The organism is Paenibacillus sp. NPDC093718, assembly GCF_050279985.1.
In the GTDB taxonomy this organism is placed as follows: Bacteria; Bacillota; Bacilli; order Paenibacillales; family Paenibacillaceae; genus Paenibacillus_AQ.
In genome coordinates this window covers 755,148-781,232 of record NZ_JBNNUS010000002.1, presented here as the reverse complement: position 1 = coordinate 781,232, position 26,085 = coordinate 755,148, and the positions used below count along the sequence as shown (strand labels likewise).

Below are 26,085 nucleotides of genomic sequence, written 5' to 3'. Positions count from 1 at the left end.
GAACTCGACTTAGGTCCAGGTCCTATTCACACCTATAGTCGGTTATCGAAACGGCTTGCCTCTACTACAATGAAGGTAACGAAGGATTTGACGAAATCCGGATCCAATGAAATATGTAATCCATGTATGTGGGGGAAGCCAAATGTCCGATAACAAAAATATATATGTTCTACTGACTGATACGGGTACGATGTTTACCAAACTGATTAAACGAATTACGGCAGCACCCTATAATCATGCTTCGCTGGTGCTGGACGAGAACTTGAATGAAGTGTTCAGCTTCGGCCGGAAATGCGCCAACAATCCCTGGGTCGGGGGATTTGTCGAAGAGGATGTATACGAAGGAACCTTCCGTCACTTTCCCGGCACGCGCTGCGCTCTGCTCCGTCTCGAGGTCACCCGGCAGCAATATGAGGCGGCCAGACGCGTGATTCAGCATTACAAGGATGAAGAGAATGCTTACGGCTACAATCTCATCGGGATGTTCGGCGTGTTGATGAGACTCGATATTACGAGGGAACGATCCTACTTCTGTTCGCAATTCGTTGCGGAAGCAATGAAGCAAAGCAGAATCCAGCTATGGGATCGACCATCCTCCGCAGTAACCCCGAACGATTTCTTTCAGCATCCGGCGTTCGAGGTTATTTATGAAGGCATGTTATATGACTATCCATTGCTGGATCAATCCAGGCTGGCTGGATTCCAATACCCGTTACACACAGCTTCAAGTTGAGTTTACTATTGTGTTGATTTGTTGCATATCGAACCATAACTTCTGCCCTCGGCAGAAGTTATTTTTGTATTGTGGGATTCTTGAAATGGTTATTTTAATTGGGCATTTGCACGTGTTATGATCGACTCGATTTTTTGTTCGTGACTGTAAATGCTTTTCTTTTTCGTCAGAATCTGACCGGAGAGCGTCAGCAGTCTGGAAAGGATATCGCTGGTTCTGGCCGATCCATTGGACTTTACTGCGGTTTTGAAATTCTTCCATTCGGTTGCCATCAGTTTATTCGGCGTGGAGATTGCGCTTTTATCGCCTTTAATCTTGCTTTTGTACGAATCAATCTCGGACAGGATGGCACGTACTTTAGCCGCTTTGGAAGTTTTCTCCTTTTTGGCCGCCGTAAGCGCCGCCTGCTTATTTCGAATATCATCACGTCCCAAGGATACCAGGATCTTCATGCCACTGGCCTGTGATTGCAGCATCTTGGAGAGCGTTTTGTCCTTGAGTTTTTTGGCTGCGGCGATTTGTTTATTAAGCGCGGAATAGGTATTAAACAGCGGCTGGTACTTGGTTTTGGCTGCTTGCAGCTGATCCTCCAGCTTGCGGATTTTGTCCTTATCGATTTCGCTGATTTTTTTGCGGGTTTCCGAAGCTTTGGCTTCATTGGCATAGCGAAGGGAAGAGATTCGATCGTCCAAATCAAGTACCTGGTTTCGTTCGGATTTGAAATCATCGTACTGTTTGATGAGTTTGGTACGTACGGTTCCGCCAGCCCGGTCCGCTGTGGCATTCAATTGGGCTTGAACCGTATCGGTGAACTCGATCGCGGCTGCATTCACGAAAGGCATGGGGATTAATGAGAGTAAAAGTGCCACAACAAGGGATGAGGTGAGTAACCTTCTAAACATAAACATCGCTCCTTAAATAACAATTCATCACTAGAGGTATTCGCATCATGACAGAATGACCGGACCCACGACAAAAAGCACCCGTTAGAAAGGCGTATTCAACGCCAGACTTACGGGTGCTTCCTTCGTAAGAGTTCCGATTCACTTTTTGTTAATATACAGGTAAATTTTGGTTTTGTCAAACACTTATTCCCCTGAACTGAGCGGAAATTCTCTAAGAATGGTCTTCCAAGCCTCCGAATCTCCTTCCCATGTGGGTCCTTTCGGTATTTGCTTGATGAGAACCCGATCCGAGAACGAAGGAAGGTTTACAATTTGGGGACTGCTGCTGAGCATAATAAATAACAGGCTTACATTCGGGTTGGGATAGGCTTCGCGTATTACTTGATCAATCGTCTCGGCATCCTTTGTATGCGCGATGATCCGCACGAGCAGAGTTTTCTGTTCAGAATTCAAGCAGCGGTTAAAGCGTTCGATTCTTCGATCCAGCCGTTCACGAAAAGCAGGGTAGTCATATAACGGCCGCTCCTCCGGGTTGTTCTTGAAATCATGGAAGGATAAACAGGAAGATCGTTTGTCGCGCACATAGTAACAGTTCACGGATTTACCATATATGTCCAGGTTATCCCGGAGCATGAAGTCGCTGAATTGATGTTTAATGACTTTACAAAACTCGGGTGTTGAAGCGAAGTTGAACCAGTCCCACGGACCCGCTGCATGGCGCAGCTTGTTTCTTCTTAGCTGGGCGGCAACCTGACAGTTGTGACCCAGACTGAAAATGGCATCAAACTCCATAGGGATTGTCATTCTACCAGACCTCCTTAAATCTATCATTGGATATCCTATGCAAATCGATAGAGTTGGTATGGAGTAGTGACCAAGGGAGGGGGGAGTGCGGTTCTTAGCTACCAGCATAATTGGAGAAAGGGACGGGTTAGAGGGGAACGGTGTCTAGGAAAATTACGGACCCGATCCTCAAGGACTCAGGCTATATTTTGAGTGAAGCTGCCATATTAATTCCCTTCGGCTGTTGACGCCGGTTTTGAGAAATATGGACTTGAGATGATCCTGAATTGTGTAGGGGGAGATAAACAGGGATTGAGCAAGCTCCTTGGTGGATAATCCTCGCAGAATTCCGCTGATCACTTCGTTCTCGCGCTCGGTTAATCCTAACGCATCGGAGATGAGCGGCAGCATATCCGTTGTATTGGCAGGCTCAAGCGTTACCGCAAGCTTGGCAAGAGAATCCGGACCCTGCAGAAGGCTTGCCCGTATGCTGGCAAAGGAGCCATCACTTAGCCGGACGCGAGTATGAGCACCCGTCGAATAGGCCGTACCTTGGGCGCTCTCGGACAAAGCTCGGAAGCAGACTGCCCGCAGCGGGCGGGGGAGTGAAATGCCATCCAAACCCTCTGCATCCTGGAGCAATGACATCCACTGCCGTGCAGCAGCATTATACGTAAGAATATCGAGCGTTTCGGACAGCACCAATAAACCAGGCTCAGGCATGTGATCTATTCCATCAACAGTGGATCGCGGAAGACTTCGATCACGCAGTGTGGCCGCCATGAATGGTGCCAGGGAAGTGAGCAGCTGCCGTTCCTCCTCGTTAAAAATGGGCTGGCCCACCTGACGGAATATCGTCAGAAATCCCCAGCACATGCCCTCTGCTACCAATGCGGCACGCATCTCGTCATGAAAGCCTGCCGGCTGCAGGACGTTCCGATAACGAGGGCTTTTGCTCAAAGCCCCGTTCGTAGCTCTGCTTAGCGTCGCCACCTTCTCCATGGAGTTCGCCAGCTCATGATAGTGATTGTAATCGCTGTACAGATATTCGTACTCGAACAGGCGATCATGGATGGTCTCAATGTTTTCATCCGTGATGGCACCGGTCGAGAGCAAGGTACGTGGATCTACCGTCGTAAAGCAAGCCGATTCAAAAGGAATCCAAGAGCGCAATTGCTTGATGAGTTCGTTCCGGTAGGCCTGGGAATTAGATAAAGCCCCGCCAAGTGTCGTTATTTTATTTAAAAAGCTGTTAAGCTGCGTGTCCATAATGAGTCACCTTTTTCGTCGGTCTAAGGAAAACCCCACATTTCTGGGATAGGGTTATCGTTCTCCATCCGTATAATTGAGAATGATTCTTATTATGTCATGTATGCAGAAGGAATGAAAGAGATCTGCATATTTGCATCATGATGGAAAAAGGGAGGTTTACCTCATGGGAAAAGTGAAATCAGGGCTTGCATCACTGGACTGGAATCATGCGCATGCCAGCCGTTACGTGGAGACGATCGCCCGGAAGCGTTTCTCGCAGTCCATGGGGAACAGTTCCTATCCAGTCACGGATAACGTGATGAGGGGATTGTTAGAGGAGGCCGTTTTACGGACGTCACCCGGTATTTCGGCGCTTTTCTGATCGAAGGGTGGTTTGCAGTCAAGGGTTAGTCTTCTTTCCAAGGTAATTATACTGAGGAATATCGAGTTTGAGCTGGCTCGTCACGTATATATAATTTTTTAGAGATGGAGAGGAAGCATCATGAAGGAACGAATTGTGGTTGTAGGCGGATATGGGCATGTAGGAAGGGTCTTATGCGAGGAGTTAGGGGAGAAATATCCCGGACTTGTATACGCTGCTGGAAGAAGTTTGGAGCGAGCCGAACGTTTCAGTCGGGAGACAGGCGGGAAGGTGCTCCCTATGCGATTGGATATGGAGCAGTCGGTCATGGAGAGTGAGTGGGAACAGATCAAACTCGTGGTCATGTGTCTGGATCAGGCGGACGATGCCTGGGTCGGGGCTTGCATCCGGAGCGGGACCAACTATGTGGATATATCGGCAAAAGGCGAATTTTTAAATCAAGTGTTGAAGTGGAAGGGGGCAGCAGAGGAATCCGGGTCGACAACCATTCTGAGTGTAGGTCTGGCCCCAGGGTTAACCAATCTAATGGCAAGCTGGGCGAGCAAAGGTCTGGATGTAACAGAGTCGGTTGATATCTCGATTATGCTGGGTTTAGGGGATCGGCACGGCAAGGCTGCCGTAGAGTGGACTGTGGACAATCTCCTGTCCACCTTTCAGGTGATGGAAAATCATCGCCTTAGGACGGTTGCAAGTTTCTCGGAGGGAAGGTCGGTTCTTTTTGGCGGAAAAATAGGACGTAAACCCGTGTATCGATTTCCGTTCTCGGATCAATCGACATTGCCCCACACCTTGGAAGTCCTCACCGTTTCGACCCGGTTGGGTTTTGATTCTTCCCCTCTAACTTCCATACTGGCCGGATTCCGTGCATCCGGTTTGCATCATCTGCTTAAAGTGAAATGGATACGGAACGGCGCCGTGCAAGCTTTTATAAATATACAAATGGGATCCGATGATGTTGCTTTAAAAGTTGAAGCCCAGGGTAAGCGCAATGGCCAAAACAGTACGGTTGAATGCTTGCTGGTCGGGCGAGACCAGTCCAAATTAACGGCTAGGGTAGCGGCGATGGTTGCGGATGCTGTGTACAGTGGGAACCTGGCGTGCGGAGTGTTCCATATTGAACAAGTGTTTGAATTAGCGAGTATGAAGGGCTGGCTGGAGGAAAACGTTAGTGTGGAGGTATGGCGGGATGGGGAGAAAGGGAGTATTTAGCCACTTTCTAAAGGCGCGAATAACTTGCGAACCTTAACCTGCTTCTATATAAGGGTTACAACCTGTAGACTCGCAAGTTGCTCCGTTTATCAGCGGTTTACGGTCATTTCCTGTGGCTTGCATTCGTTGACATAACTCGGGGCTGGTGATATCCTCCAATCAAAGACGGGGTTTATCCGGGATCAAATGAATTAATCCGTATTGTCCCCTTGGCGAGGGAGTGAGCTCTCCCAAGCGACGGTGGCGGCAGCCATTTCTAAATACCGTAAGCCTGAAGCTCTTCGTTTGAAGAGTTTTTTCTTTTATATTACAACGAAAAGAATGTGATGACAGATGTTGGTTCGATTACGAACCCAAATGAACGGTTTGCTTCAACATCATTTAACCGGGGAGTCGATGGACTACCGGCAGATTTTTGCTTTATTTTTCCCGATATTGATCGACCAGGCATTCATCATCGGTTTGAACCTGGTCAATACGGCCATGATCAGTTCGTCGGGCGTATCGGCGGTCAGCGCCGTGAACATGGTGGACTCCCTGAACATCTTCCTCATCAATGTGTTCGTGGCGGTGGCAACCGGGGGCACCGTCGTCGTGGCGCAGTATAAGGGAAGCGGCAACGCGATGATGGTATCCCGGGCTTCTGCGGCCACCGTTACATCGGTGGCCATGATCGCTTTAGCGATCGCGCTGCTGATCATTGGGCTTCACCAGCCGGTGCTGAATCTGCTGTTCGGCTCAGCGTCACCCGAGGTGCTGGAGAGTGCGCGAGTGTATCTGATCGGAAGCAGTACTTCCTTCATCGGAATTGCCATCGTGCAGGCCGTTTGCGGCGCGCTGAGAGGGATCGGCAAGACTCGGGCTTCACTGGCGTTGTCGCTGATCATGAACCTGCTCTATGTTCTGCTCAACATCGTTTTCATCACCCTGCTGAATATGGGCGTTATGGGCATGACGCTGGCGATTAACATCGCCCGCTTTGCCGGTGCGGCCTGCGCGCTCTACTATCTGTTCAGAGTGGATGCCACACTGCATATCCGCCTGCGGGATCTGTTTCATTTTCCGATATCGATGCTGCGCAAAATTATGTTTATCGGGCTTCCGTTCGCAGCCGAGCAGATGTTTTTTAACGGGGGAAAGCTATTGACCCAAGTGTTTATCGTCAGCCTAGGCACTTACGCCATTGCAACGAACGCGATCGGGTCCTCACTTGCGGCCGTTTTCCAAATTCCAGCCAGCGCGTTGTCCTTAACGATTGTGACCGTCGTCGGTCAATGCATTGGCCGTGGAAATATAGCGGATGCCCGGAAGTTCATCAAATCTTTTTTGTGGCTTGGCGCAATCTCGCTCGCCTTAATGGGTTTGATTTTGATGCCGCTCTACCGGCCGTTGGTTGGGCTGTTCAACCCGCCTCCGGAAATCGTGAACGATCTGTTTGTGGTGCTGCTGATTAACACCCTTGTACAGGTTCCGCTATGGTCGATAAGCTTTATTCTGCCTTCGGCGCTGCGTGCGGCAGGCGACTCACGTTTTACCTCAATCACTTCGATGCTGACCATGTGGCTGTTCCGGGTGATTCTCGGTTATATTATGGGGATCGTTCTGGGCTGGAGCATTCTTGGCGTATGGCTGGCCATGAACTGTGAATGGGGAGTGCGGGGAGCGATTTTCCTATGGCGCTTCCGCGGCAAGAAATGGTATGCGCACAAGCTGATTTAAGCCATTATCTATTTCATATAAAGAAGGAAAAGCCCCGGAATTCCGGGGCTTTTTGCATGTTGTTTTTTATTGCAAGCAGCATCTCCATCGCTTCCAGACAGATTTAGCTAGTAGCGATTATGATGGCTTGTAAACCGCTGCGTATGTTTTCCAGCCGCCGTCGAGATTCTTAACACGGAAACCATGCTCGGCCAAAATACGGGCCGCCAAGTATCCGCGCAGCCCAACCTGGCAAGTCACGTACAGCATCTCATTCTCCGGCAGTTCCTTCAGTCGGCTGCGCAGATCGTTAAGCGGAATGTTGATGGAACCTGGGATATAACCCGCTTCCCTTTCCTTAGGTTCGCGAACGTCGATCAAGGTTGCACCGTTTCCGACCAGATCGTCGATTTCATGCCACTGCACCGTTTCAACCAAGCCATCCAGGATGTTGGCGGCAACATATCCGGCATAGTTTACCGGGTCTTTGGCGGAGGAATAAGGAGGCGCGTAGGAGAGCTCCAGTTCCGTCAAGTCCCAAACGCTCAGATTCCCCTTGATCGCAGTAGCAATGACATCGATCCGCTTATCCACGCCATCTGCTCCAACCGCTTGCGCCCCATAGATTTGACCTGTTTCCGGATGGAATAACAGCTTCAAGGAAATGGGATACGCCCCCGGGTAGTATCCGGCATGAGACGAGGGGTGAATATGGAGGGCTTGATAAGGGATGTTCATCTGCTTGAGGCGCTTTTCGTTAACGCCTGTCGCAGCAACCGTTAGATCAAATACCTTGGCGATTGACGAACCGAGCGTGCCTTTGTAACGAATGGTTTTACCATAGATGTGATCTGCAACCAGTCGCCCCTGCCGGTTGGCAGGCCCAGCGAGCGGAATAAAGGCCTGGCTCTGGAGGACGAAATCCTTCACTTCGATTGCATCGCCGATCGCATAAATGCTAGGGTCGGTGGTCTGCATAAATTCGTTAACTTGAATCCCGCCGCGATCATTGACGGGAAGTCCGGCGTCTGACGCCAGCACACTCTCGGGCCGAACGCCTATCGAAAGCAAGGTCATCTCGGTTGATATTCGTTTGCCGCTGGAAAGCTCAATCTGATGGCCGCCGTCATGAAACGCTTGTACGCCGTCCTCAAGAATCAAACGGACTCCTTTTTCCTTAAGATGCGATTGGACGATCGCGGCCATTTCGTAGTCGAGCGGAGCCATCACTTGGTTCGCCATTTCGATGACAGTCACCTGAATGCCGCGGTCCGCCAGATTCTCGGCCATCTCCAGCCCGATAAACCCGCCCCCGATAATAACGGCTTCCTTCGGCTGGGCTTCATCCACGTACCGCTTGATCTTGTCCGTATCGGGGATGTTGCGTAAAGTGAATACGTTGCGGGATTCCGACAGACCGCGAATATCCGGCGTAACCGGCTTTGCTCCGGGTGACAGGATCAGATAATCATAACTCTCGGTGTAGGTTTCGCCGGTAGCAAGGTTTTTAATCGTAACCATTTTTTCATCACGCAGAATGGACGTAACTTCGCTAAGATTGCGAATATCCAGCTCGTAGCGGCGGCTAAGACCCGGTACGGTCTGTACCATAAGTTTATTGCGATCGATTATCGTTTCACCTATATAGTAAGGCAGACCGCAGTTGGCAAACGAAATATATTCCCCGCGTTCCACTAACACAATGGCAGAGCTCTCATCCAATCTCCGCAGTCTGGCAGCTGCCGAGGCTCCACCTGCTACACCGCCAACAATGACGATTTTTTTGCCCATCGAATATTCCTCCCTGATTTGGTGTATATTATAAATGATTGCTTTATACCCTATGGGGTATCATAACATATGGCAGCAGGGAAAAGTGTGACAATTATCAGACATGTCCTGATAAGCGTGAAGTTAGATTTATCCATTTGACAATATACCTATGGGGGTATATATTGAGGACATGCAAGCTCGTATGCTTTTAATCATGCAACCTAAAAAGTGCAGAGACAGGAGGGGATCGAGATGGAATACAATGATCAGATGAAAAATCGGGTGAAACGCATCGAAGGTCAGCTGCGCGGCATTCTGAAAATGATGGAAGAGAACAAGGATTGCAAGGAAGTGATTACCCAGCTCTCGGCAACGCGGACGGCGATAGATCGGACGATCGGCGTTGTCGTCAGCTCCAACCTTGTGGAATGCGTACAGAAAGCTGAAGAGACCGGACAGGACACGGAGAAGCTTGTGGTTGAAGCGGTCAATTTGCTAGTGAAAAGCAGATAACGTGAGGACATCGTTCCCTCAATTGCAATACCATTAGGAAGTTCAATTAGGATTGACATGTCTTACGATATCGTTTTTAATACCCCCATTGGTATATTACGGAATATATAATCATCATTTAAAGGAGGAATTATTATGAACCCGGATAAAGTATTGGATGTTAAAGGCTTGGCATGTCCCATGCCGATCGTGAAAACGAAGAAACAGATGGATGAGATGCAACAAGGCCAGGTGCTTGAGATTCATGCAACGGATCAAGGCTCTAAGAGCGATTTGACGGCATGGGCCAAGTCGACGGGCAACGAGATGCTGGAGCAGGCAGAGGATGGGGGCGTATTGAAATTTTGGATTAGAAAGGGCTAATTTTTTTTGGTTGAAAATATACCCATGGGGGTATGCATTAGCATTCATTGAGATTTATAAATCAATTTTTACAGGGGGAAATCACAACGTGACGGAAACAAAAAAAACAACGATCGTATTATTCAGCGGCGATTATGACAAAGCAATGGCCGCCTATATCATCGCGAACGGCGCTGCCGCTTATGACCATGAGGTGACGATATTTCATACCTTCTGGGGACTGAACGCACTGCGTAAGGACGAGGATGTCATGCTGCCCAAGAAGAAAAGTTTCATCGAGAAGATGTTTGGGAAAATGATGCCGCGCGGATCCGATAACATGGGTCTTTCCAAAATGAATTTTGCCGGGATGGGTCCGAAAATGATCAAGGATGTGATCAAGAAACACAACGCCGTTCCGCTGCCGCAATTGATCGTGATGGCGCAGGAGCAGGACATCAAGCTTGTTGCATGCACCATGACGATGGATCTGCTTGGGCTGCAGCAAGAAGAACTGCTTGACGGCATTGAGTATGCGGGGGTTGGGGCGTATTTGGGCGATGCTCAGGAAGGCAATGTTAACTTGTTCATTTAAGGAAAACAGCGGCGACGGTTGCTGTTAAAGAGAGGGAATAAAGATGGATATTCTCAATGTATCGTTCATTGCACTTATTATTCTGTTTGTCGTTTGGAGAATTCTCCCGGTCAAGGGAGTCAGGCAGATTACCGCGGCACAGCTGAAGCAAGAGCTTAAAGACAGCAACGCAAACAAACAGTTCATCGATGTCCGGACGCCGGGAGAGTTCAAGGGGAATCACATTCGAGGTTTCCGGAATATTCCGCTTGACCGGCTCTTGTCGAGCAGTGATTCGCTCTCCAAACACATGGAAGTGGTATTGATCTGCCAAAGTGGCATGCGAAGCAACAAAGCGAGCAACACTTTAAAGAAATTAGGCTTTGAGATGGTGACTAACGTGAAGGGCGGCATGAATGGCTGGTCTTAAACTTAAAAAGGTAAAAGGAGTGCTGATTAACATGAGAGAGATTTCTCCAAAAGAAGTAGAGCAGATGCTGAGTGACGGAGCTGACATGAATATCATTGATGTTCGAGAAGCGGAGGAAGTCGCGGAAGGTAAAATTCCGGGCGCCGTCAACATTCCTTTAGGTTTGATTGAATTCCGCAAGCAGGATCTTGATCGGTCGAAAGAGTATGTCTTGGTATGCCGTTCCGGGGGGCGCAGCGGCCGTGCAGCAGAATATTTGGAAGGTCAAGGCTATCAAGTCGTCAATATGACGGGCGGTATGCTCGCATGGGAGGGCAAAACAGAGTAACGGTGTCTATTTGAAAAAGAATGGGTGTGTTAGGCACCCCCTTTTTTTCGAACTGAAGCATACCCCTGGTGGTATGTGTGCGCGAAAACAAAACAATGGAGGTTCGATGTGATATGGCAGCAATTGATTCGAATATGAGGCTGGATGCTAAGGGGCTGGCTTGCCCGATGCCCTTCGTTCGCACGAAAAAAGCGATGAAGGATCTTGAAGCCGGACATGTACTGGAGGTAGAGGCAACCGACAAAGGTTCCAAGGCCGACATCCAGGCATGGGCGGAAAGCACGGGGCATCAATATCTCGGAACGATTGTAGAGGGGGATGTGCTAAAGCACTACCTTCGCAAATCATCAGGGGAAGAAACCGCAGAACGAACTTATCCGCATGTAGCGTCTAATGATCAGCTGGAGGAGAAACTTGCGTCCGGAGCATCAATCGTCGTCCTGGATGTGAGGGAAGCGGCGGAGTTTGCTTTCAGGCATATTCGCAATGCCGTATCGATTCCGCTAGGTGATTTGGATGAACGTATGGTTGAACTGAACAAAGAGGATGAAATCTATGTCATCTGCCGTACCGGAATACGGAGTGACCTGGCTGCGCAAAAGCTTTCAGCTAACGGCTATGCAAGCATTATAAACGTCGTACCGGGCATGAGCGGCTGGTGTGGAGAAACTGTGGGCTTGAATGATCGCACAGATTAAGATGGCTGTTGAAAAAACATACTGAGCGCTTTTAATAGGCAGCCGGAAGGAATTAACTATTCAGATCTATTTGAAATTATAAGGAGGAAGGCAACATGACAGTAAGGGAAATGCAAGCGCAAGAAGTGGCCATGAAGGCGATTCGCAAAGAGAGCCTGTTCATATTGGACGTGCGGAACCCTGCGGATTACGTGGATTGGAAGATTGAAGGCGAAGGAATTCAGCATTTGAATATCCCCTACTATGATTTGATTGACGGCGTGGAAGAAATTTTGGATCGAATCCCGAAGGATCAAGAAGTACTGGTCGTATGCGCCAAGGAAGGCTCGTCGGTGATGGTGGCTGAGATGCTGGCCGAGCATGGTCGGCATGTGGCGTATTTGAAAGGCGGTATGAAGGCCTGGAGTGAACACCTTGTTCCCCTGAAGATCGGCACTTTGGCAGATGGAGGCACGCTTTATCAGTTTGTTCGTATAGGGAAAGGCTGCTTGTCTTATATGGCGGTATCGAACGGCGAAGCGGCATTGTTTGACGCAACCCGCATGACGGAGGTATATCTAGAATTCGCAAAAAGCCTGAATGCAAAAATCAAGCATGTGTTTGATACCCATCTCCATGCGGACCATATTTCCGGCGGACGAATGATTGCTAAGCAGACAGGAGCCGTATATTGGCTTCCGCCAAAGGATGCCGGCGAGGTGGTGTTTAAGTACGAACCGCTCAAGAACGGAGGCAAAGTGGCGATCGGCGGCAGCACAATTCGTATAGAAGCGCTCCATTCTCCGGGCCATACCATCGGGTCCACTTCGTTTGTGATTGATGATCAGTATCTGCTGACAGGCGATATTTTGTTTATCGATTCCATCGGCCGTCCGGATCTGGCGGGGCTGGCGGAGGATTGGGTTGGCGACTTGCGGGAAACGCTCTATGCCCGCTACACCCATCTATCGGATGATCTGACCGTGCTTCCGGCGCATTTCATGATCATGGACGAACTGAACGAGGACGGAACGGTCGCGAAGAAACTGGGAGAGCTTTACCGGGAAAACCATGGACTCAACATCGCCGACGAAGCAGAATTCCGGACGTTAGTCACGCAGAATCTGCCGCCGCAGCCTAACAGCTATCAGGAAATCCGTCAAACGAACATGGGGAAAATGAATCCGGATACGGAGCAGCAGCAAGAGATGGAGATCGGGCCGAACCGCTGCGCGGTACGTTAATCTTGACGATCTCATGTTAAGAGGTAGAAATATGAGAATGGTAAAGCGCTCATTGCAAGGGTCGCTAACAAGATCGGCCATGGATATAAACGGATGAAACAAGATAAAAAGAGATCAAGGGAACCAGACAGGTTCCCTTTTCTAAAGAGAAATAAGGGGGCAGCACGATGGAACTAAGCATATCCTTCATCATTACGATATTTTTAATCGGGTTCATTGGCTCTTATATATCAGGGATGGTGGGCATTGGCGGCTCGATCATCAAATACCCGATGTTGCTGTATATCCCGCCATTATTCGGCCTTGCGGCTTTCACCGCACATGAAGTATCGGGCATAAGCGCCGTACAGGTATTCTTCGCCACGATCGGCGGCGTGTGGGCATACCGCAAGGGCGGATATTTGAACAAAACGCTCATTATCTATATGGGTTCGGCCATACTGCTGGGCAGCTTCATCGGCGGTTTCGGCTCCAAGATGATGAGCGAAGGCGGCATCAATCTCATCTACGGCATATTGGCGCTGACTGCGGCCATTATGATGTTCATTCCGAACAAAGGGGTGGACGATATCCCGCTGGATCAGGTCAAGTTCAATAAATGGCTGGCCGCTTCGCTGGCTCTTGTGGTCGGAATCGGAGCCGGCATCGTTGGGGCGGCCGGCGCGTTCCTGCTCGTTCCGATCATGCTGGTTGTATTGAAAATACCGACGCGCATGACCATTGCGTCCTCGCTCGCAATCACCTTCATCTCATCCATCGGTTCTACGGTAGGGAAGCTGACGACGGGACAAGTGGATTATATCCCGGCCCTTATTATGGTTGTTGCCAGCTTGATCGCTTCTCCACTGGGAGCGGCCGCGGGCAAGAAGATGAACACAAAGATCCTGCAGATCATTCTGGCCGTTTTGATCCTGGCAACGGCTATTAAAATTTGGCTGGACATTCTATGATGACGGGCTCCTGAAAGCACTATGGTTATTCTTGACCGAGCCCAGTGAAGTTTAACACGAAAGAGGCTAATTCCCCGAACCATTCGGGGCTTTTTGGGAGGGATGGTAAAGCGCAGTCGATAAAGCGGGGCACCTCATTTTCTCATACTGGCGTTCAAATGGGGAATCACGCTAACATCGATGTCCCAGGAATGGTAAGATGGGATGAGCTTAAGTGTGTACAGAATGACGTTGATTATGAAGAAAGAGGTGCTGAAACGATGAATCCATGGAATGAAAGGTTTCAGGGGGATGATTACGTATTTGGAACGGACCCGAATGTATTTATAGCCGACATGCATAAGAAATTAGCCTTAACAGGCGACGCACTGGCTATCGCGGAGGGAGAAGGACGGAATGCGGTGTTCCTGGCCCGGGAGGGCATGAACGTAACCGTATGGGATTACGCGGAATCCGGCCTTATCAAAGCCAATCGACTTGCGGAAGCAAGCGGTGTTGAGATTCGTACCGAGCTTGTAGATCTGCACGATGCGCAGTGGAAGCAGGATCAATGGGATGAGATTATTTGCGTGTTTGGACATTTTCCCAAGGCATTGAGAACGAGGACTTTAGAAGGCGTGAAGACAGCGGTGAAGCCGGGAGGATATTTCCTCACTGAGGTATATTCACCGTACCAGATTCCTTATCGCAGCGGGGGGCCGCAGGATCAACAGTTTTTATACACCCCTGGGGATTTCCTCGAAACTTTTGCGGATTGGCGAATTGTCCACTTTTTTATGGGAGAGGTCGTTCGTCATGAGGGCCAGGGGCATCAGGGCTTGTCCCATGTCATTCAGTTTGCGGGGCAGAAGCCGTAAACAACGGTATGACAACCAGAGATTAAGTGAACAGCATGGATATATCGGACCGATCGTCTTGCTGTACATAGTCGGAGGGCGACAGGCCGGTGTGTTTTTTAAACATCCGATAAAAATAGGATGTGTCATAATAACCCAAATAGTGGGCGATATGAGCGATCGTCATGTCCGAATGTAGCAGCAGGTTGCACGCTTCCAGCACGCGCAGTTGGTGCATATACCGAATCGGTGAATGACCGTACACCTCCTTGAAGAGGGCGGTGGCATAATTCGGGGAACGATGGATTAACTTTGCGAGTTTATCGATTTCGATCGGTTCGCGGTAGTGCTCCAACAGATACGATTTTATGGTATCCGCATAGTTTCGTTTGCTTGGTGGCAGCTCGGTCTTCTCGAGTTCACGGGCCAGCATGCCCATCAGCTCCTGCATGATGCCCTGACAGATCATGGCGCGGTAGCTTTTGCCTCCCCGCATTTCCTCATACAGGCGCTCACAGCGCCGGTAGATATATTGGATATGAGAGAGATTGAATTTCATGAATCGACCCGCATCCAGAAATGGAATTCCTGTGGGTCCTTGACGATCCAATGTAAAGAGAATGGTATGCTTCTGATGTGCAGTGTCCTTCCAGTTGCCTCCGCTTCGTCTCGTCGACTGAGGGATATAGAGTACATCTTCTTTCTCGGCAATGATGTCTTCCCCGTTGATTTCGTATCTCACCTTGCCTTCTCTAACCACAACAAGGACATTGTACTCAATCGTTTCCAGCTGGGTTCGCCAATTTGGTATGTAATCATCAAAATTCACGCTCATCAATTGGATCATAGGACAACACCCCGCAGTGATTTTATACCTATAGCCTAGCACAATAATGCTTCATTTGAGTACTCATTGATTCGATTATGTGATCTTGTTATTTCAAATCGGAGTGGAATCGTACAACATAGTGACGAAATGTACATCGACTCTGCAGGGATCGCGGCCTATAATTTCAAACAAATGCAGAAAAATTGTAAACGCTAACATGTGGGGTCTTGAGAGATATCAAGTGAATTCAGATGAGGAAGGAATCGATGAGGATATGAGAGTATTATTGCTGGATTTGGATTCGACCAGGCCGGATCATTTAGGCTGTTATGGTTATCATCGGAATACGTCGCCGAATATTGACCGAATTGCGGCGGAGGGCGTACGTTTTGACAATTACTATACCTCGGATGCTCCATGTTTTCCTTCAAGAACCGCATTAATGACAGGTAAGTTCGGCATTCATAACGGTGTCGTCGGTCATGGAGGCACGGCTGCCGATGTGCGCCATGAAGGTATCACCCGGGACTTCCGCGACAAGCTGGCTTCGGAGAGCTTTCCCTCAATTTTCCGCCGTGCCGGCATGAAAACCGCGTTGATCAGTCCGTTCGGAGAACGCCATTCCGCCTGGACCTTCTATGCGGGTTTCAATGAAATGTATAATACAGGTAAGGGCGGCTTGGAGTCGGCAGAAGAAGTATCTCCGGTCGTGCTGGATTGGCTGGATCGTAACGCCGATGAAGATAACTGGATGCTCTATGTGAACTTCTGGGATCCGCATACACCGTATCGGGCACCCCAGTCGCTGGGAAATCCGTTCGAGCATGAACCTCTTCCCGATTGGATTACTGAAGAGGTGCTTCAGGAGCATCAGAAGAAGGTCGGCCCGCATGGGGTAAACGAAATTAACATGTATAATAGTGAAGTATCCCCCGATTTTCCGCGTCATCCCGGCGAGATCAGGACGATGGAGGATTTGCGGACCATGGTGGATGGCTATGATTGCGGCATTCGCCATATGGACGAGCACATCGGCGCCATCTTTGAATTGTTGGAGAACAAGGGAGTGATGGATGATCTGATCGTCATCATTACCGCGGACCACGGCGAGAACATGGGGGAGCTTGGGATTTATGGCGAACATGGCACAGCCGATCAGGGCACTTGCCGCATTCCGATGATCATTCGGGGGCCCGGCATTATGAAGGGGATAACGGATCGCGAGCTCCACTATCATCTGGATCTTTTGCCAACGATGGCGGAATATTTGAACGTTGCACCGGCACGAAGCTGGGATGGCATCAGTTATGCGGAGAGTTTGCGAAGTGGAAAAGGCAGCGGCAGGGAGTATCTGGTGGTTTCTCAATGCGCCCATGTCTGTCAGCGAAGCGTGCGATTTGGAGAATGGCTCTACATTCGAACGTATCATGACGGCTATCATCTGTTCGACAAAGAAATGCTGTTCCATATTACCGAGGACGTTCATGAACAGCACAATCAGGCCTCTCAAAGGCCGGATCTTTGCAGGGAAGCCGTTTACCTGCTGAATGAGTGGCACGATCATATGATGTCAACGATGCCGTTTGACGTGGATCCATTGTGGACGGTCATGAAGGAGGGGGGACCTTACCATGCCAAAGGTCATCTGCCCCGGTATATCGAGCGTTTGAAGAACACGGGCCGAGGTGAAGCGGTTCCGGAATTGATGCGTCGCCATCCGCAGGAATTCGTATAATATTAATAGTTAATGTGAAGCAGGATAACCGCTCCGATAGTGGTTGTCCTGTTCTCTGTATCAATCATAGGAGGAACTTAGGATGGGAGAACAACATTCTTGCTGCGTCGGGTCCAGAGCGAACGTGCAGTTAGTGAAAACCGATCAGAAGGAGCAGCTTGGGAATATTAGAGAAGATGAGTATCATGAACAGCCTTTTCCTAATCTCCACACCGACATGATCATGCTGCCTGAAGGGACGTTCACGATGGGCACGAATTCGCAAGAAGGCTTTCCGCGTGACGGCGAGGGGCCGGCTCGCAGCGTAACCGTTTCCGGATTTGAAATCTCACCGTATGCCGTTACGAATGAACAGTTTCAACGCTTCGTGGAAGCAACCGGTTATGTCACGGAAGCGGAGCATTTCGGATGGTCGTTTGTATTTGAACTGCTGGCTTCGGAGGAGACCAAGGCAAGAGTTGCACAAGTTCCGCAAGAGGTGCCCTGGTGGCTGGTGGTCGAAGGTGCATATTGGGCAACACCCGAGGGAGCGGATTCGAGCATCGAAGACCGGATGGATCATCCGGTTGTACATATATCCTGGAACGATGCCATGGCATACTGCCGTTGGGCAGGCGTGAGGCTTCCCACCGAAGCGGAATGGGAGTATGCGGCTCGCGGCGGTTTGGAGGGCAGGACTTATCCGTGGGGCGATCTGTTGAAGCAGGACGGGGAACATCGATGCAACATATGGCAGGGCAAATTTCCGGTCAAAAATAACGCCAGCGACGGGTATATCGGAACCGCGCCGGTGGATGCCTATAAACCGAATGGTTACGGACTGTATAACATGTCCGGCAACGTATGGGAATGGTGCAGCGATTGGTTCAGCCCGTCATATCATCAGGTGACCTCGACTATCAATCCGTTCTTTGGTGAGTCTACTGGTAGAAGGTCAATGCGCGGCGGTTCGTACCTGTGCCACAGATCCTATTGCAACCGTTATCGAGTCGCGGCACGCAGCGGGAATACGCCCGACAGCTCGACGGGCAATTGCGGTTTCCGTGTGGTGAGGCAGAGAAATTAGAGTATGAAATCGATTATATTATGATAATGAAGAGTGGTCCGAATATCACACGTGCAAAAATGAATATAAATGAATAAAATTGAAGGATTTCACTTGAAAAACAGAACATAAATGAATATAATTGAGGTGGAAAGTGGAAATTAAATGAATAAACAGGAGGATAAGCGTATGGTGCAAGATCAATCAGGAATGTTTGCCGAGGAACGTCGTCAGAAAATTCTTGCTTTGCTGCATCAAGATAAACGGGTGATTGCCAAGGACTTGGCCGAGCGATTTGAAATATCGATTGATTCGATTCGTCGGGATCTGACAATCATGGAGGAGCAAGGCTTACTCCAGAAAACGCACGGAGGCGCCATCCCCTCCATGAAAGTCAGGCAGCCGCCCTTGGCTCCGGAACAGCGGTATGGTGAAGGCTCTCCGGAAGGGCACGCCATTGCTCATTTAGCCGTTTCATACGTCCGAGAAAAAGATACGTTATTCATTGGCAGCAGTTCGCTTACCTACTTGCTGCTGAAGCATCTTCCGGAACAGATGCCCTTAACGATCGTGACCAACTGCATGCGTGTAGCGGATGCCCTGCGCGAGCGTGAATGGATTGACACTTATTTAATTGGCGGACGGGTGAAGCCTTCCGGAAATATCACGGACGTGCTGGCTAACGAATTTATTCGTCAATTTAAATTTGATATCAGTTTCGTTAGCGGAGGTGGTATTTCCGATGAGGGAATATTCGTGGCAACTCCTGAAGTTGCCGCTTTTGGACGCGCGGTCTCTGCCGTATCCCGCCGCAGAATTGGCATGGCAACGCATCGGATCCTCGGACAGGATGGCTTTGCCAGAGCCGGCGCCGTCGAAGATCTGGATGTGTTAATTACCGATCAGAAGGCGGATCAGGGGGTTATGGACCGAATTCAGGAGCTTGGCGTAAAGGTCATTGTGGCGAAAACGGAAGAAGTTGCACAGACATGACGATCCATTCGATATAACTTTAGATTTAAAAGGTAAGAGAGGTTAAATCATGATTCAGCATCTTCTGCAAGCGTACTGGCCAGAGTGGAACGGTGAACTGGTTAAAGGTCCAACGGGCTGGAACAATACGACCCATTTTATTCATAATGAACAACGCCGTTCGGTCATGCGCATTTACAATACGCATCGAGACAGGGCAAGAATCGAATTCGAGTTTGCGGTACTGGACTTGCTGCAGCGGGTGCCGCTGAGCTTTAAGATTCCGACTCCAATTCCATCCATGTCTGGCAATAAGATGGTTCAGGTTCAGGACGGGAGTGAGCGTTACGCCTGCCTATTTGCCTACATTGAGGGAGTGCGTCCGGAAGAAGGCAGCATTCAAGCAGTGTATTCCTTCGGGGAGAAGACGGGGGAGCTGGTGAATGCCCTGGCGGTTTGTTCAATCGGAATGAAGCCGGTGTACCCGCCGTATTACGAGCTGCTTCAGTCTTATCCTGTATGCAACGAGGCGTTCATTCTTGATTTTTGCAAGCAGCCGCCACCGGCATTCAAGGATCAAGGAGAGGAACTCCATTTGCTAAAAGAAGCATACATCGATATATGCAGCAGCCTTGAATCTCTAAAAAATCTGCCGCAGCAGCTGGTTCATGGCGACCTGAACTTTTCGAACCTGCTGGTAGACGCAGAGCACCCGCACACGGTGAGCGCTTTGCTTGATTTTGAATTTTGTACACAGGATGTAAGAGCGATGGAGCCTGCGGTCGTCATATCGGGATTTATGGGAATGGCGGACGAGAGGGAGGCCATAAGGCAGTTTTGCGAAGGTTTTGCCAAAGGCGTACGGCTGAGCGACGAGGAGATTGGCGCGATTCCGGTTCTCATGCGCTTGCGTATGGTGGATGTATTTCTTCATTTTTTGAGCCGCTATCGGGAAGGGATCGATGAGTCTCATGTGTTAAGGGAACAAGTGGATATGCTGGCTGCCGGATTTAAGCGGATGGAATACAGCCAGGAGTGGCTGGATGATATGTTGTTTCAGTGTTTGCTGTGAAAATCTCTCATGAATCCGAAAAGCCCGGCTCTCTAAGAGACCGGGCCTTTCTGATGTTTCCTGGACATGCTATTGGGATAGTAAGAGTTCCAATCACGGTTATTTTTTAAGCAGATTAATATGGTCCAGTTCTGTGCTGCTGTTAAAGATGAACTCCAATTTGTAATCTCCCCGGTTGTAAGTGAGCTTGGTTTGTTTAATTTTCCCGGTTTTGAAAGTGGTTGTGGCATCCGGTGCAAACCAGTTCTGCTTCAGCATTTTCATGGTGATGCCGCCAATGTTGGTCTGCCGTTCCACGTTCGTGCCAAAATAACGAATCTCGCGGATTTTGTTCAGTTTATAGGAAAAGGCGTAGCCTGGATTCCCCATGTTAGCCCCGTATACATCGAAGGCGTCGGCATGCTTGCCAGGCACGGAAGGCTCGCCAATGGCTTTGTACACGTCCTGCTTCGTATTTTTGCCAATCGTTAAACCGCTGACGGCTCCAGGGAATTGTCCCTTTAAAGCGGGTTTATAAAAGCTGTTGAGCGTCTTGAGCGCTTGCTTCGCAGCATAATCGCCGGCATTTGCCGCCGTGGCGGCTTCTGCTTGCTGAAGCGGAAAAACAGCATGATTTACGCCGATTGCACTTACGCCAAAGACGCCTGCCATGGTCAAGGCGACGATTGCTTTTTTTGCTGGATGTTTCAAGTTCATGTTGTATCCTCTCCTTTGTAACAACTAATTACCATATGCAATGTGCATCAAACAAGTATGTCAAACTTATCTTCCCATAATAGTGGAAGCGAAGCGGTATTGGGTTACGATTCTATGAAGATGAAATATCAGAATTGATACCCGGTCCGGATCGAGTTCTGCCCACCATGTATGTTTCATCGGGGAGAATGGGGTAATGATGCATGAGGTGATATGAATTATTGGAAAAATCGTGTAATCTATATAGAACCGATTTTTTCAGGAGGAATTATGGAAACCGAATCATTACTCAAGGTGGAGCAGCTCGCTCTCAAAAAACACAAAATTTTCAAACAAAGCCATCTCCGTTACATCGCCCGCTCCATGCTCGCCAGCATGTTTATCGGCTTCGGCGTCATTGTTGCGTTTAAGACAGGCAACTTCTTTTATTTGGAGCATTCCCCTCTGACTTACCCGATGGCCGCCATTACGTTTGGCGCGGCGATCATTCTAATCGCGTATGGGGGAGGGGATTTGTTTACGGGGAACACGTTCTACTACACGTATGCCGCTCTGCGCAAGAAATTAAGGTGGCTGGAGGTCGTCAAGCTGTGGGTCTTCAGCTACGCGGGGAATATTTTGGGGGCGTGCACGTTTGCGCTCCTGATATTCTTGACCGGACTTTTCATGGATTCATCCGTGAACGGTTTTTTGCTTGATGTGGTTGAGCACAAAATGACCACCCCGACGGTGCAGCTGTTTTTCAGGGCTATTCTGTGTAACTGGCTCGTGTGCCTTGCCTTTTTTATCCCCATGTCATTGAAGGGCGACGGGGCCAAAATGTTTGCCATGATGCTGTTTGTATTCTGTTTCTTCATTTCCGGATACGAGCACAGCGTTGCCAATATGTGCACCTTTGCCATTGCGCTCGTGCTGAATCATCCCGGCACGATTTCATTGGAAGGCGTACTGCATAACCTGATTCCGGTAACGATTGGCAATTTGATTGGCGGCGTGCTGCTGATGGGTTTTATGTATTATTTTGTGAACAAACCGTTTCTGGATGCGAAGGAATCCCCGGGTGAATAAAACTTCGGCGGTTTATGCTCAACCTCTAACGCAAATGGAGCTGGTTCTTCAATAATGAGTACACCCGCGTATCGTGTGCTGCGCCATTTTGATAAATATATTGGCGAAGAACACCTTCCGCTTCAAAACCGAGTTTGGTCAGGAGGGCGTGGGAAGCCTGGTTCTCGATAAAAACAACGGCACCGATGCGTGTCAGACCAAGCTCTTGAAAACCATATGCGATAACGGCAGCGGCGGCTTCGCTTGCATAACCTTGCCCCCAGAATTCAGGATGTAATTCATATCCGATCTCGGCCCTCGTATGCCGCGGGGACCATACGTTATACCCAATCGTGCCGATGAGACCCTGGGCATCTTTCCTTTCGATGCCCCATCGAATCCCGCGTTTCTCCTTGTAGTTGTTAGCGAAGAGCTCAACGAATTGGAGAGCCTGCTCGAGGGTGGTCAGTGTGTCTTGTCCGTAATATCGAGTGACCTCATCATTCGAGAAGCAGCTGTAGATAGCCCCGGCATCCAGATGCTGGATCTCCCGCAGCCTTAATCGTTTGGTCTCTAGTATCGGAAACATGTTCTTCCTCCCAGGTAGAAAATAAAATATTATATAACAACGGGCTGGCCTTAAAAGGACCAGCCCGTTTATATTGCATACATTTTAATCTTAGTAGTCCGCTTTAGGATCTCCCGGCGCTCTTATCGTATCGGAATACGACTTAAACTGCCTCCGTCCGCAAATAAACGCTTGATGCTGCGTTCGACCTCTTCATCCGGTATTAATGGCGGGGCCTGATGCGGTTTCGTACGGGCATCGATAATGACCGTATCACAGCCCCAATGCTTGTGTTCATAGCGGCTGTTCACACCGTGAATGTCATGGGAAGGATTGCTGCGCGTAAAGGTTGCCCACAGGAAATTATTCACTGTCGCACTCATGAATTCACTGTCATCGCACAGAATGATCATCGGACAAGACGGGAGCGAACCTCGCTCGCGGATTGCATCGCTTAGGCTCTCCATTTCCTGCTTTACTTCGGCATAACTCGTAAAAGGGGCTCCCTGGATTGCGACAATGCCGGGCATGATCCATTTTGCTGGCGAGTATCCGGGCAGATCCTTCAGGGCTCCAGGCACCTCATGGCACAAATCCCTTTTTTTATCCCCGACCGCCGCGAATACGACCTTGCTGCCGGTGTTGAGGCCGGTCCCGGAATAATCGAGTGTATCGATCGTGGTATTGGTCTGAAAATGGATGTCCCGCTGCAAATCGATGCGTTCCAACATATAGGTCAAGAAGTCCTCGATGCGATGTGTACTTAAAGGCTCTTTCTCTTCAGCCGCGATGAACAAATACTTGGCCAAGCTTAATTGGCCCGTGCCCAGTATCCGGTTGGAGATGGTGAGAAGCTCAGCCGGCTGTTTTACTTGTTGATAAGGGGTATATCGTTCGCTGCCGATGGCAAAGAGCAAGGGGTGTACCCCTGCAGCGTCCACCGCATGCACCTCTTTGACACCCGGGATTTCTTGCCGGATGGCACCGCCGGTCAGCTCATGAATCAGTTCGCCGAAGGACGTATCTTCCTGCGGCGGTCTTCCGACGACCGTAAATGGATAGATGGCCTGCTGTTTGGCGTAAACCTTGTGCACTCGCATGACGGGAAACGGATGGACCAGGCTGTAATAGCCCAGATGATCGCCAAAAGGTCCCTCGGGCTTGGTTTCGCCGGGATGGATTTCCCCTGTAATGACGAAATCCGCATCGTGGCTAATACAGTAGCCGTCAACATAGCTGTACCGGAAATGGCGTCCGGACAGCAAGCCGGCAAAGGTTAGCTCGCTCATGCCTTCCGGCAGCGGCATAACCGCTGATATCGTATGGGCAGGGGGGCCCCCGATGAAACAGCTTACTTTAAGCGGCTGCCCCAATTTATTAGCCTTCGCTTGATGGATGCCGATGCCCCGGTGGATCTGGTAATGGATGCCGACTTCCTTGTTCATTTCATATTCGTTGCCAGTAAGCTGCACCCGGTACATGCCCAGATTGGAATTCATGACGCCCGGCTTCTCCGGATCTTCCGAATAGACTTGAGGCAGCGTGACAAAAGCACCGCCATCGTCCTTCCAATGTTTAATTAGCGGCATATCAGAAATTTGGATTTCCTGAAACCCAGGTGGCAGATTCCCCGTTTTTTTGATAGGTAACGCGGTTTTAGCTGCTAATCCTGTTCCGATATATTTGAACGGATTTTTGAGCGCCTTCATCGGATCGTTGCGCAGCGCAATTACGTCTTGCGTGGATTCAAAGGTATCCCGAAAAATGAATTTACTGCGCTCGATCGTCCCGAACAGGTTGGAGACCGCGCGGAACTTTGAACCTTTTACATTTTCAAACAGCAGCGCCGGGCCGCCTGCGGCATAGACCTTCATATGTATGGCTGCCATTTCCAAATGAGGATCAACCTCTTCATGTATACGAACCAAATGCCCATGTTTCTCCAGATCCATAATGCATTCTTCCAGATTATGATATTTCATTACATAGCTCCAATCGAAGATAGTGAACTTATTCTACTATTATCGACAATCTCGGAGCACAGGTCAATGACACCCGATATAGATTAAAAGAATGGAAACGGCCCTTGATAGAGTGTGGGGCAGAATTCATGCCCGTTGTTCTGCTCCCCCATAATGATCGACAGCAAAGCTGAACAATACTTTCAGCATAAACAGGGTTCCGGCCAATAACATGTAGGGCTGGATGTTGGACAGCAAGAACGTACCTCCTATGCCGACCGACAGGAGCAAGCCTCCTATAAAACGCTGCGATGATTTCCCGATCAGCGCATTCACGATCACAGCTCCAGCGATGGTATATGCCCATATTCCCATCGCATACACCATGTCGGTATCCAGCAATACGGCTACCAGGAGAATATGAACGTGAATCGCGATGAACACAATCCGTTGTTTTTTACGGGCTGCATAGAAATTACTGGTCGAGCGGGTGAAGTTGGCGATACAGCCGCAGAAAATATCGAAAATAAGCAATAAAGCAAGGATACCTCGCCATAAAGGCAAAGAATGCAGGATATCCGGAAAAACAAGGCTTACCGTTATGGTCAGACATCCGCCTAACGCCAAGATGACAAGAATCGTGCCAACGGATTGCTGTTCACCGAAAACCTCATGCAGAATCGAAGGAATCCTTATTGCTTTCATGTCATACCGCCCTCATTTCTCCGTACTTTAATTTATAATTATGTAGTGAATAAAGTGTTGTGCTACAAAAAGATTATAACTTTGAGTAGGTGAATGTCAATTGTTTTGTAGTGAAAACATTGAATCACTCTAAAACTTGGTTTATACTTCATTTGAGGTGGAGAACACATGAACGGGTATGAACGCAGAAAGCATAAAAAAATGGAACAAATCTACGCTGTCGCTTTCCAGCTTTTTTCAAGGCACGGTTACCAAAAGGTTAGCGTTAACGAAATCGCCCAACAGGCAGGCGTGTCACCTGCAACGATATATAACTATTTTGGAACCAAAGATCAGCTATATATAGATATGATCATGGATTGGACGGACAAGCAGTTGGCAGTGTATGAGCGCATTCTGGATTCCGGGCGTTCATTTGCCGAAAAGACCCAAGAAATCATGCTGTTGGAGGCTAAAAATCTGACCTTTTTATCGGAAGAGTTTCGGAATTTCCAAACCTCCGAGGAGCGCGGCATAAGTCTGACCATCCAGCAGTACAGCGAGGAGAAGGTGAAAGATTTTTTTATGAAGTTTGTCGCGATGGGGAAACAAGAAGGTTATATTCATAAGGATCAAACCGAAGAGGTTACGATGCTGTACTTCTCGATGTTCATGAATGAGCTGGGGCGACGCTGGGATTCGGGGAACCAAGAACATGTCAACGGCAGCATGGAAACCTTGCTGGAGCTTTTCTTTTACGGTTTAGCCGGACAAAAACATAAAGGCAGTTGATACCGAGGGGGGAGCGGTTGAATAAGCCTGAGAAGGAATTTATTCGGCGCTGGATC

28 protein-coding genes are annotated in these 26,085 nt (G+C 49.2%); 19 read left to right on the top strand and 9 right to left on the bottom strand.

Going from position 1 to position 26,085, the window contains the following annotated elements; genetic code table 11:
• Positions 1-142 precede the first annotated feature (142 nt).
• Positions 143-733, top strand: a complete 591-nt coding sequence (locus ACQKPA_RS09330) for a hypothetical protein (protein ID WP_427491494.1) — start codon at positions 143-145, stop codon at positions 731-733.
• 89 nt (positions 734-822) lie between these two features.
• On the opposite strand, the gene ACQKPA_RS09325 is transcribed toward ACQKPA_RS09330, so the two are convergent.
• From ACQKPA_RS09325 to ACQKPA_RS09315, 3 genes are all read right to left on the bottom strand, one after another.
• Positions 823-1,635 (bottom strand): hypothetical protein, encoded by an 813-nt coding sequence (locus ACQKPA_RS09325; protein WP_427491492.1) that lies wholly within the window; start codon positions 1,633-1,635, stop codon positions 823-825.
• Positions 1,636-1,821: 186 nt separating this feature from the next.
• Positions 1,822-2,442 (bottom strand): DUF1796 family putative cysteine peptidase, encoded by a 621-nt coding sequence (locus ACQKPA_RS09320; RefSeq protein WP_427491490.1) that lies wholly within the window; start codon positions 2,440-2,442, stop codon positions 1,822-1,824.
• A gap of 168 nt (positions 2,443-2,610) precedes the next feature.
• Positions 2,611-3,690 (bottom strand): LuxR C-terminal-related transcriptional regulator, encoded by a 1,080-nt coding sequence (locus ACQKPA_RS09315; RefSeq protein WP_427491488.1) that lies wholly within the window; start codon positions 3,688-3,690, stop codon positions 2,611-2,613.
• Positions 3,691-3,856: 166 nt separating this feature from the next.
• Here ACQKPA_RS09315 and ACQKPA_RS09310 point away from each other — a divergent pair, with 166 nt between their 5' ends.
• The 3 genes from ACQKPA_RS09310 (at position 3,857) to ACQKPA_RS09300 (ending at position 6,982) form a co-directional block, all read left to right on the top strand.
• Positions 3,857-4,054 carry a hypothetical protein gene (locus ACQKPA_RS09310; protein ID WP_427491486.1) on the top strand — a complete coding sequence of 66 codons (198 nt, stop codon included), beginning with the start codon at positions 3,857-3,859 and terminating at the stop codon, positions 4,052-4,054.
• Positions 4,055-4,174: 120 nt separating this feature from the next.
• Positions 4,175-5,263, top strand: coding sequence for a saccharopine dehydrogenase family protein (locus tag ACQKPA_RS09305; RefSeq protein ID WP_427491484.1), 1,089 nt, complete (start codon positions 4,175-4,177; stop codon positions 5,261-5,263).
• Between the two features lie 333 nt (positions 5,264-5,596).
• Positions 5,597-6,982: an MATE family efflux transporter gene (locus ACQKPA_RS09300; RefSeq protein WP_427491482.1), complete on the top strand. Its 1,386-nt coding sequence runs from the start codon at positions 5,597-5,599 to the stop codon at positions 6,980-6,982.
• 117 nt (positions 6,983-7,099) lie between these two features.
• On the opposite strand, the gene ACQKPA_RS09295 is transcribed toward ACQKPA_RS09300, so the two are convergent.
• On the bottom strand, positions 7,100-8,752 hold the full coding sequence (locus ACQKPA_RS09295; RefSeq protein WP_427491480.1) for a CoA-disulfide reductase: 1,653 nt from the start codon (positions 8,750-8,752) through the stop codon (positions 7,100-7,102).
• 234 nt (positions 8,753-8,986) lie between these two features.
• Between ACQKPA_RS09295 and ACQKPA_RS09290 the strand changes: the two genes are divergently transcribed.
• From ACQKPA_RS09290 to ACQKPA_RS09250, 9 genes are all read left to right on the top strand, one after another.
• Positions 8,987-9,247: a metal-sensitive transcriptional regulator gene (locus tag ACQKPA_RS09290; protein ID WP_427491478.1), complete on the top strand. Its 261-nt coding sequence runs from the start codon at positions 8,987-8,989 to the stop codon at positions 9,245-9,247.
• 135 nt (positions 9,248-9,382) lie between these two features.
• On the top strand, positions 9,383-9,610 hold the full coding sequence (locus ACQKPA_RS09285; protein WP_427491476.1) for a sulfurtransferase TusA family protein: 228 nt from the start codon (positions 9,383-9,385) through the stop codon (positions 9,608-9,610).
• Positions 9,611-9,698: 88 nt separating this feature from the next.
• Positions 9,699-10,184 carry a DsrE/DsrF/DrsH-like family protein gene (locus ACQKPA_RS09280; protein ID WP_427491474.1) on the top strand — a complete coding sequence of 162 codons (486 nt, stop codon included), beginning with the start codon at positions 9,699-9,701 and terminating at the stop codon, positions 10,182-10,184.
• A gap of 43 nt (positions 10,185-10,227) precedes the next feature.
• On the top strand, positions 10,228-10,593 hold the full coding sequence (locus ACQKPA_RS09275; RefSeq protein WP_427491472.1) for a rhodanese-like domain-containing protein: 366 nt from the start codon (positions 10,228-10,230) through the stop codon (positions 10,591-10,593).
• Between the two features lie 31 nt (positions 10,594-10,624).
• Positions 10,625-10,921, top strand: a complete 297-nt coding sequence (locus tag ACQKPA_RS09270) for a rhodanese-like domain-containing protein (protein WP_427491470.1) — start codon at positions 10,625-10,627, stop codon at positions 10,919-10,921.
• Positions 10,922-11,034: 113 nt separating this feature from the next.
• Complete coding sequence (locus ACQKPA_RS09265) at positions 11,035-11,619, top strand: sulfurtransferase TusA family protein (RefSeq protein WP_427491468.1); 585 nt, start codon at positions 11,035-11,037, stop codon at positions 11,617-11,619.
• Between the two features lie 95 nt (positions 11,620-11,714).
• Positions 11,715-12,842 carry an MBL fold metallo-hydrolase gene (locus ACQKPA_RS09260; RefSeq protein WP_427491466.1) on the top strand — a complete coding sequence of 376 codons (1,128 nt, stop codon included), beginning with the start codon at positions 11,715-11,717 and terminating at the stop codon, positions 12,840-12,842.
• A 167-nt stretch (positions 12,843-13,009) separates the two neighbouring features.
• Complete coding sequence (locus tag ACQKPA_RS09255) at positions 13,010-13,792, top strand: sulfite exporter TauE/SafE family protein (RefSeq protein ID WP_427491464.1); 783 nt, start codon at positions 13,010-13,012, stop codon at positions 13,790-13,792.
• A 260-nt stretch (positions 13,793-14,052) separates the two neighbouring features.
• Positions 14,053-14,649 carry a class I SAM-dependent methyltransferase gene (locus ACQKPA_RS09250; RefSeq protein WP_427491462.1) on the top strand — a complete coding sequence of 199 codons (597 nt, stop codon included), beginning with the start codon at positions 14,053-14,055 and terminating at the stop codon, positions 14,647-14,649.
• 22 nt (positions 14,650-14,671) lie between these two features.
• On the opposite strand, the gene ACQKPA_RS09245 is transcribed toward ACQKPA_RS09250, so the two are convergent.
• Entirely contained in the window at positions 14,672-15,475 is an 804-nt protein-coding gene (locus tag ACQKPA_RS09245) for a helix-turn-helix domain-containing protein (protein ID WP_427491460.1), read from the bottom strand.
• A 256-nt stretch (positions 15,476-15,731) separates the two neighbouring features.
• Between ACQKPA_RS09245 and ACQKPA_RS09240 the strand changes: the two genes are divergently transcribed.
• The 4 genes from ACQKPA_RS09240 (at position 15,732) to ACQKPA_RS09225 (ending at position 20,281) form a co-directional block, all read left to right on the top strand.
• Positions 15,732-17,192, top strand: coding sequence for a sulfatase family protein (locus ACQKPA_RS09240; RefSeq protein ID WP_427491732.1), 1,461 nt, complete (start codon positions 15,732-15,734; stop codon positions 17,190-17,192).
• Positions 17,193-17,274: 82 nt separating this feature from the next.
• Positions 17,275-18,258 carry a formylglycine-generating enzyme family protein gene (locus ACQKPA_RS09235; protein WP_427491458.1) on the top strand — a complete coding sequence of 328 codons (984 nt, stop codon included), beginning with the start codon at positions 17,275-17,277 and terminating at the stop codon, positions 18,256-18,258.
• Between the two features lie 189 nt (positions 18,259-18,447).
• Positions 18,448-19,230, top strand: coding sequence for a DeoR/GlpR family DNA-binding transcription regulator (locus ACQKPA_RS09230; protein WP_427491730.1), 783 nt, complete (start codon positions 18,448-18,450; stop codon positions 19,228-19,230).
• A gap of 49 nt (positions 19,231-19,279) precedes the next feature.
• The gene (locus ACQKPA_RS09225; protein WP_427491456.1) at positions 19,280-20,281 is read left to right on the top strand and encodes a phosphotransferase; all 1,002 of its coding nucleotides are present in this window, start codon (positions 19,280-19,282) and stop codon (positions 20,279-20,281) included.
• 99 nt (positions 20,282-20,380) lie between these two features.
• Here ACQKPA_RS09225 and ACQKPA_RS09220 read toward each other — a convergent pair whose 3' ends face one another.
• The gene (locus tag ACQKPA_RS09220; protein WP_427491454.1) at positions 20,381-20,977 is read right to left on the bottom strand and encodes a YjgB family protein; all 597 of its coding nucleotides are present in this window, start codon (positions 20,975-20,977) and stop codon (positions 20,381-20,383) included.
• A gap of 270 nt (positions 20,978-21,247) precedes the next feature.
• Between ACQKPA_RS09220 and ACQKPA_RS09215 the strand changes: the two genes are divergently transcribed.
• Positions 21,248-22,045, top strand: coding sequence for a formate/nitrite transporter family protein (locus ACQKPA_RS09215; RefSeq protein WP_216531057.1), 798 nt, complete (start codon positions 21,248-21,250; stop codon positions 22,043-22,045).
• Positions 22,046-22,070: 25 nt separating this feature from the next.
• Here the strand turns inward: ACQKPA_RS09215 and ACQKPA_RS09210 are convergent, their stop codons facing one another.
• From ACQKPA_RS09210 to ACQKPA_RS09200, 3 genes are all read right to left on the bottom strand, one after another.
• Positions 22,071-22,613, bottom strand: a complete 543-nt coding sequence (locus ACQKPA_RS09210; protein ID WP_427491452.1) for a GNAT family N-acetyltransferase — start codon at positions 22,611-22,613, stop codon at positions 22,071-22,073.
• Positions 22,614-22,735: 122 nt separating this feature from the next.
• Entirely contained in the window at positions 22,736-24,574 is a 1,839-nt protein-coding gene (locus tag ACQKPA_RS09205) for a UbiD family decarboxylase (RefSeq protein ID WP_427491450.1), read from the bottom strand.
• A gap of 126 nt (positions 24,575-24,700) precedes the next feature.
• A complete protein-coding gene (locus tag ACQKPA_RS09200; RefSeq protein ID WP_427491448.1) occupies positions 24,701-25,258 on the bottom strand; it encodes a hypothetical protein in 558 nt (185 codons plus the stop codon).
• A 168-nt stretch (positions 25,259-25,426) separates the two neighbouring features.
• On the opposite strand from ACQKPA_RS09200, the gene ACQKPA_RS09195 reads away from it, so the two are divergent.
• Positions 25,427-26,029, top strand: coding sequence for a TetR/AcrR family transcriptional regulator (locus tag ACQKPA_RS09195; RefSeq protein ID WP_427491446.1), 603 nt, complete (start codon positions 25,427-25,429; stop codon positions 26,027-26,029).
• The last annotated feature ends 56 nt before the right edge of the window (positions 26,030-26,085 follow it).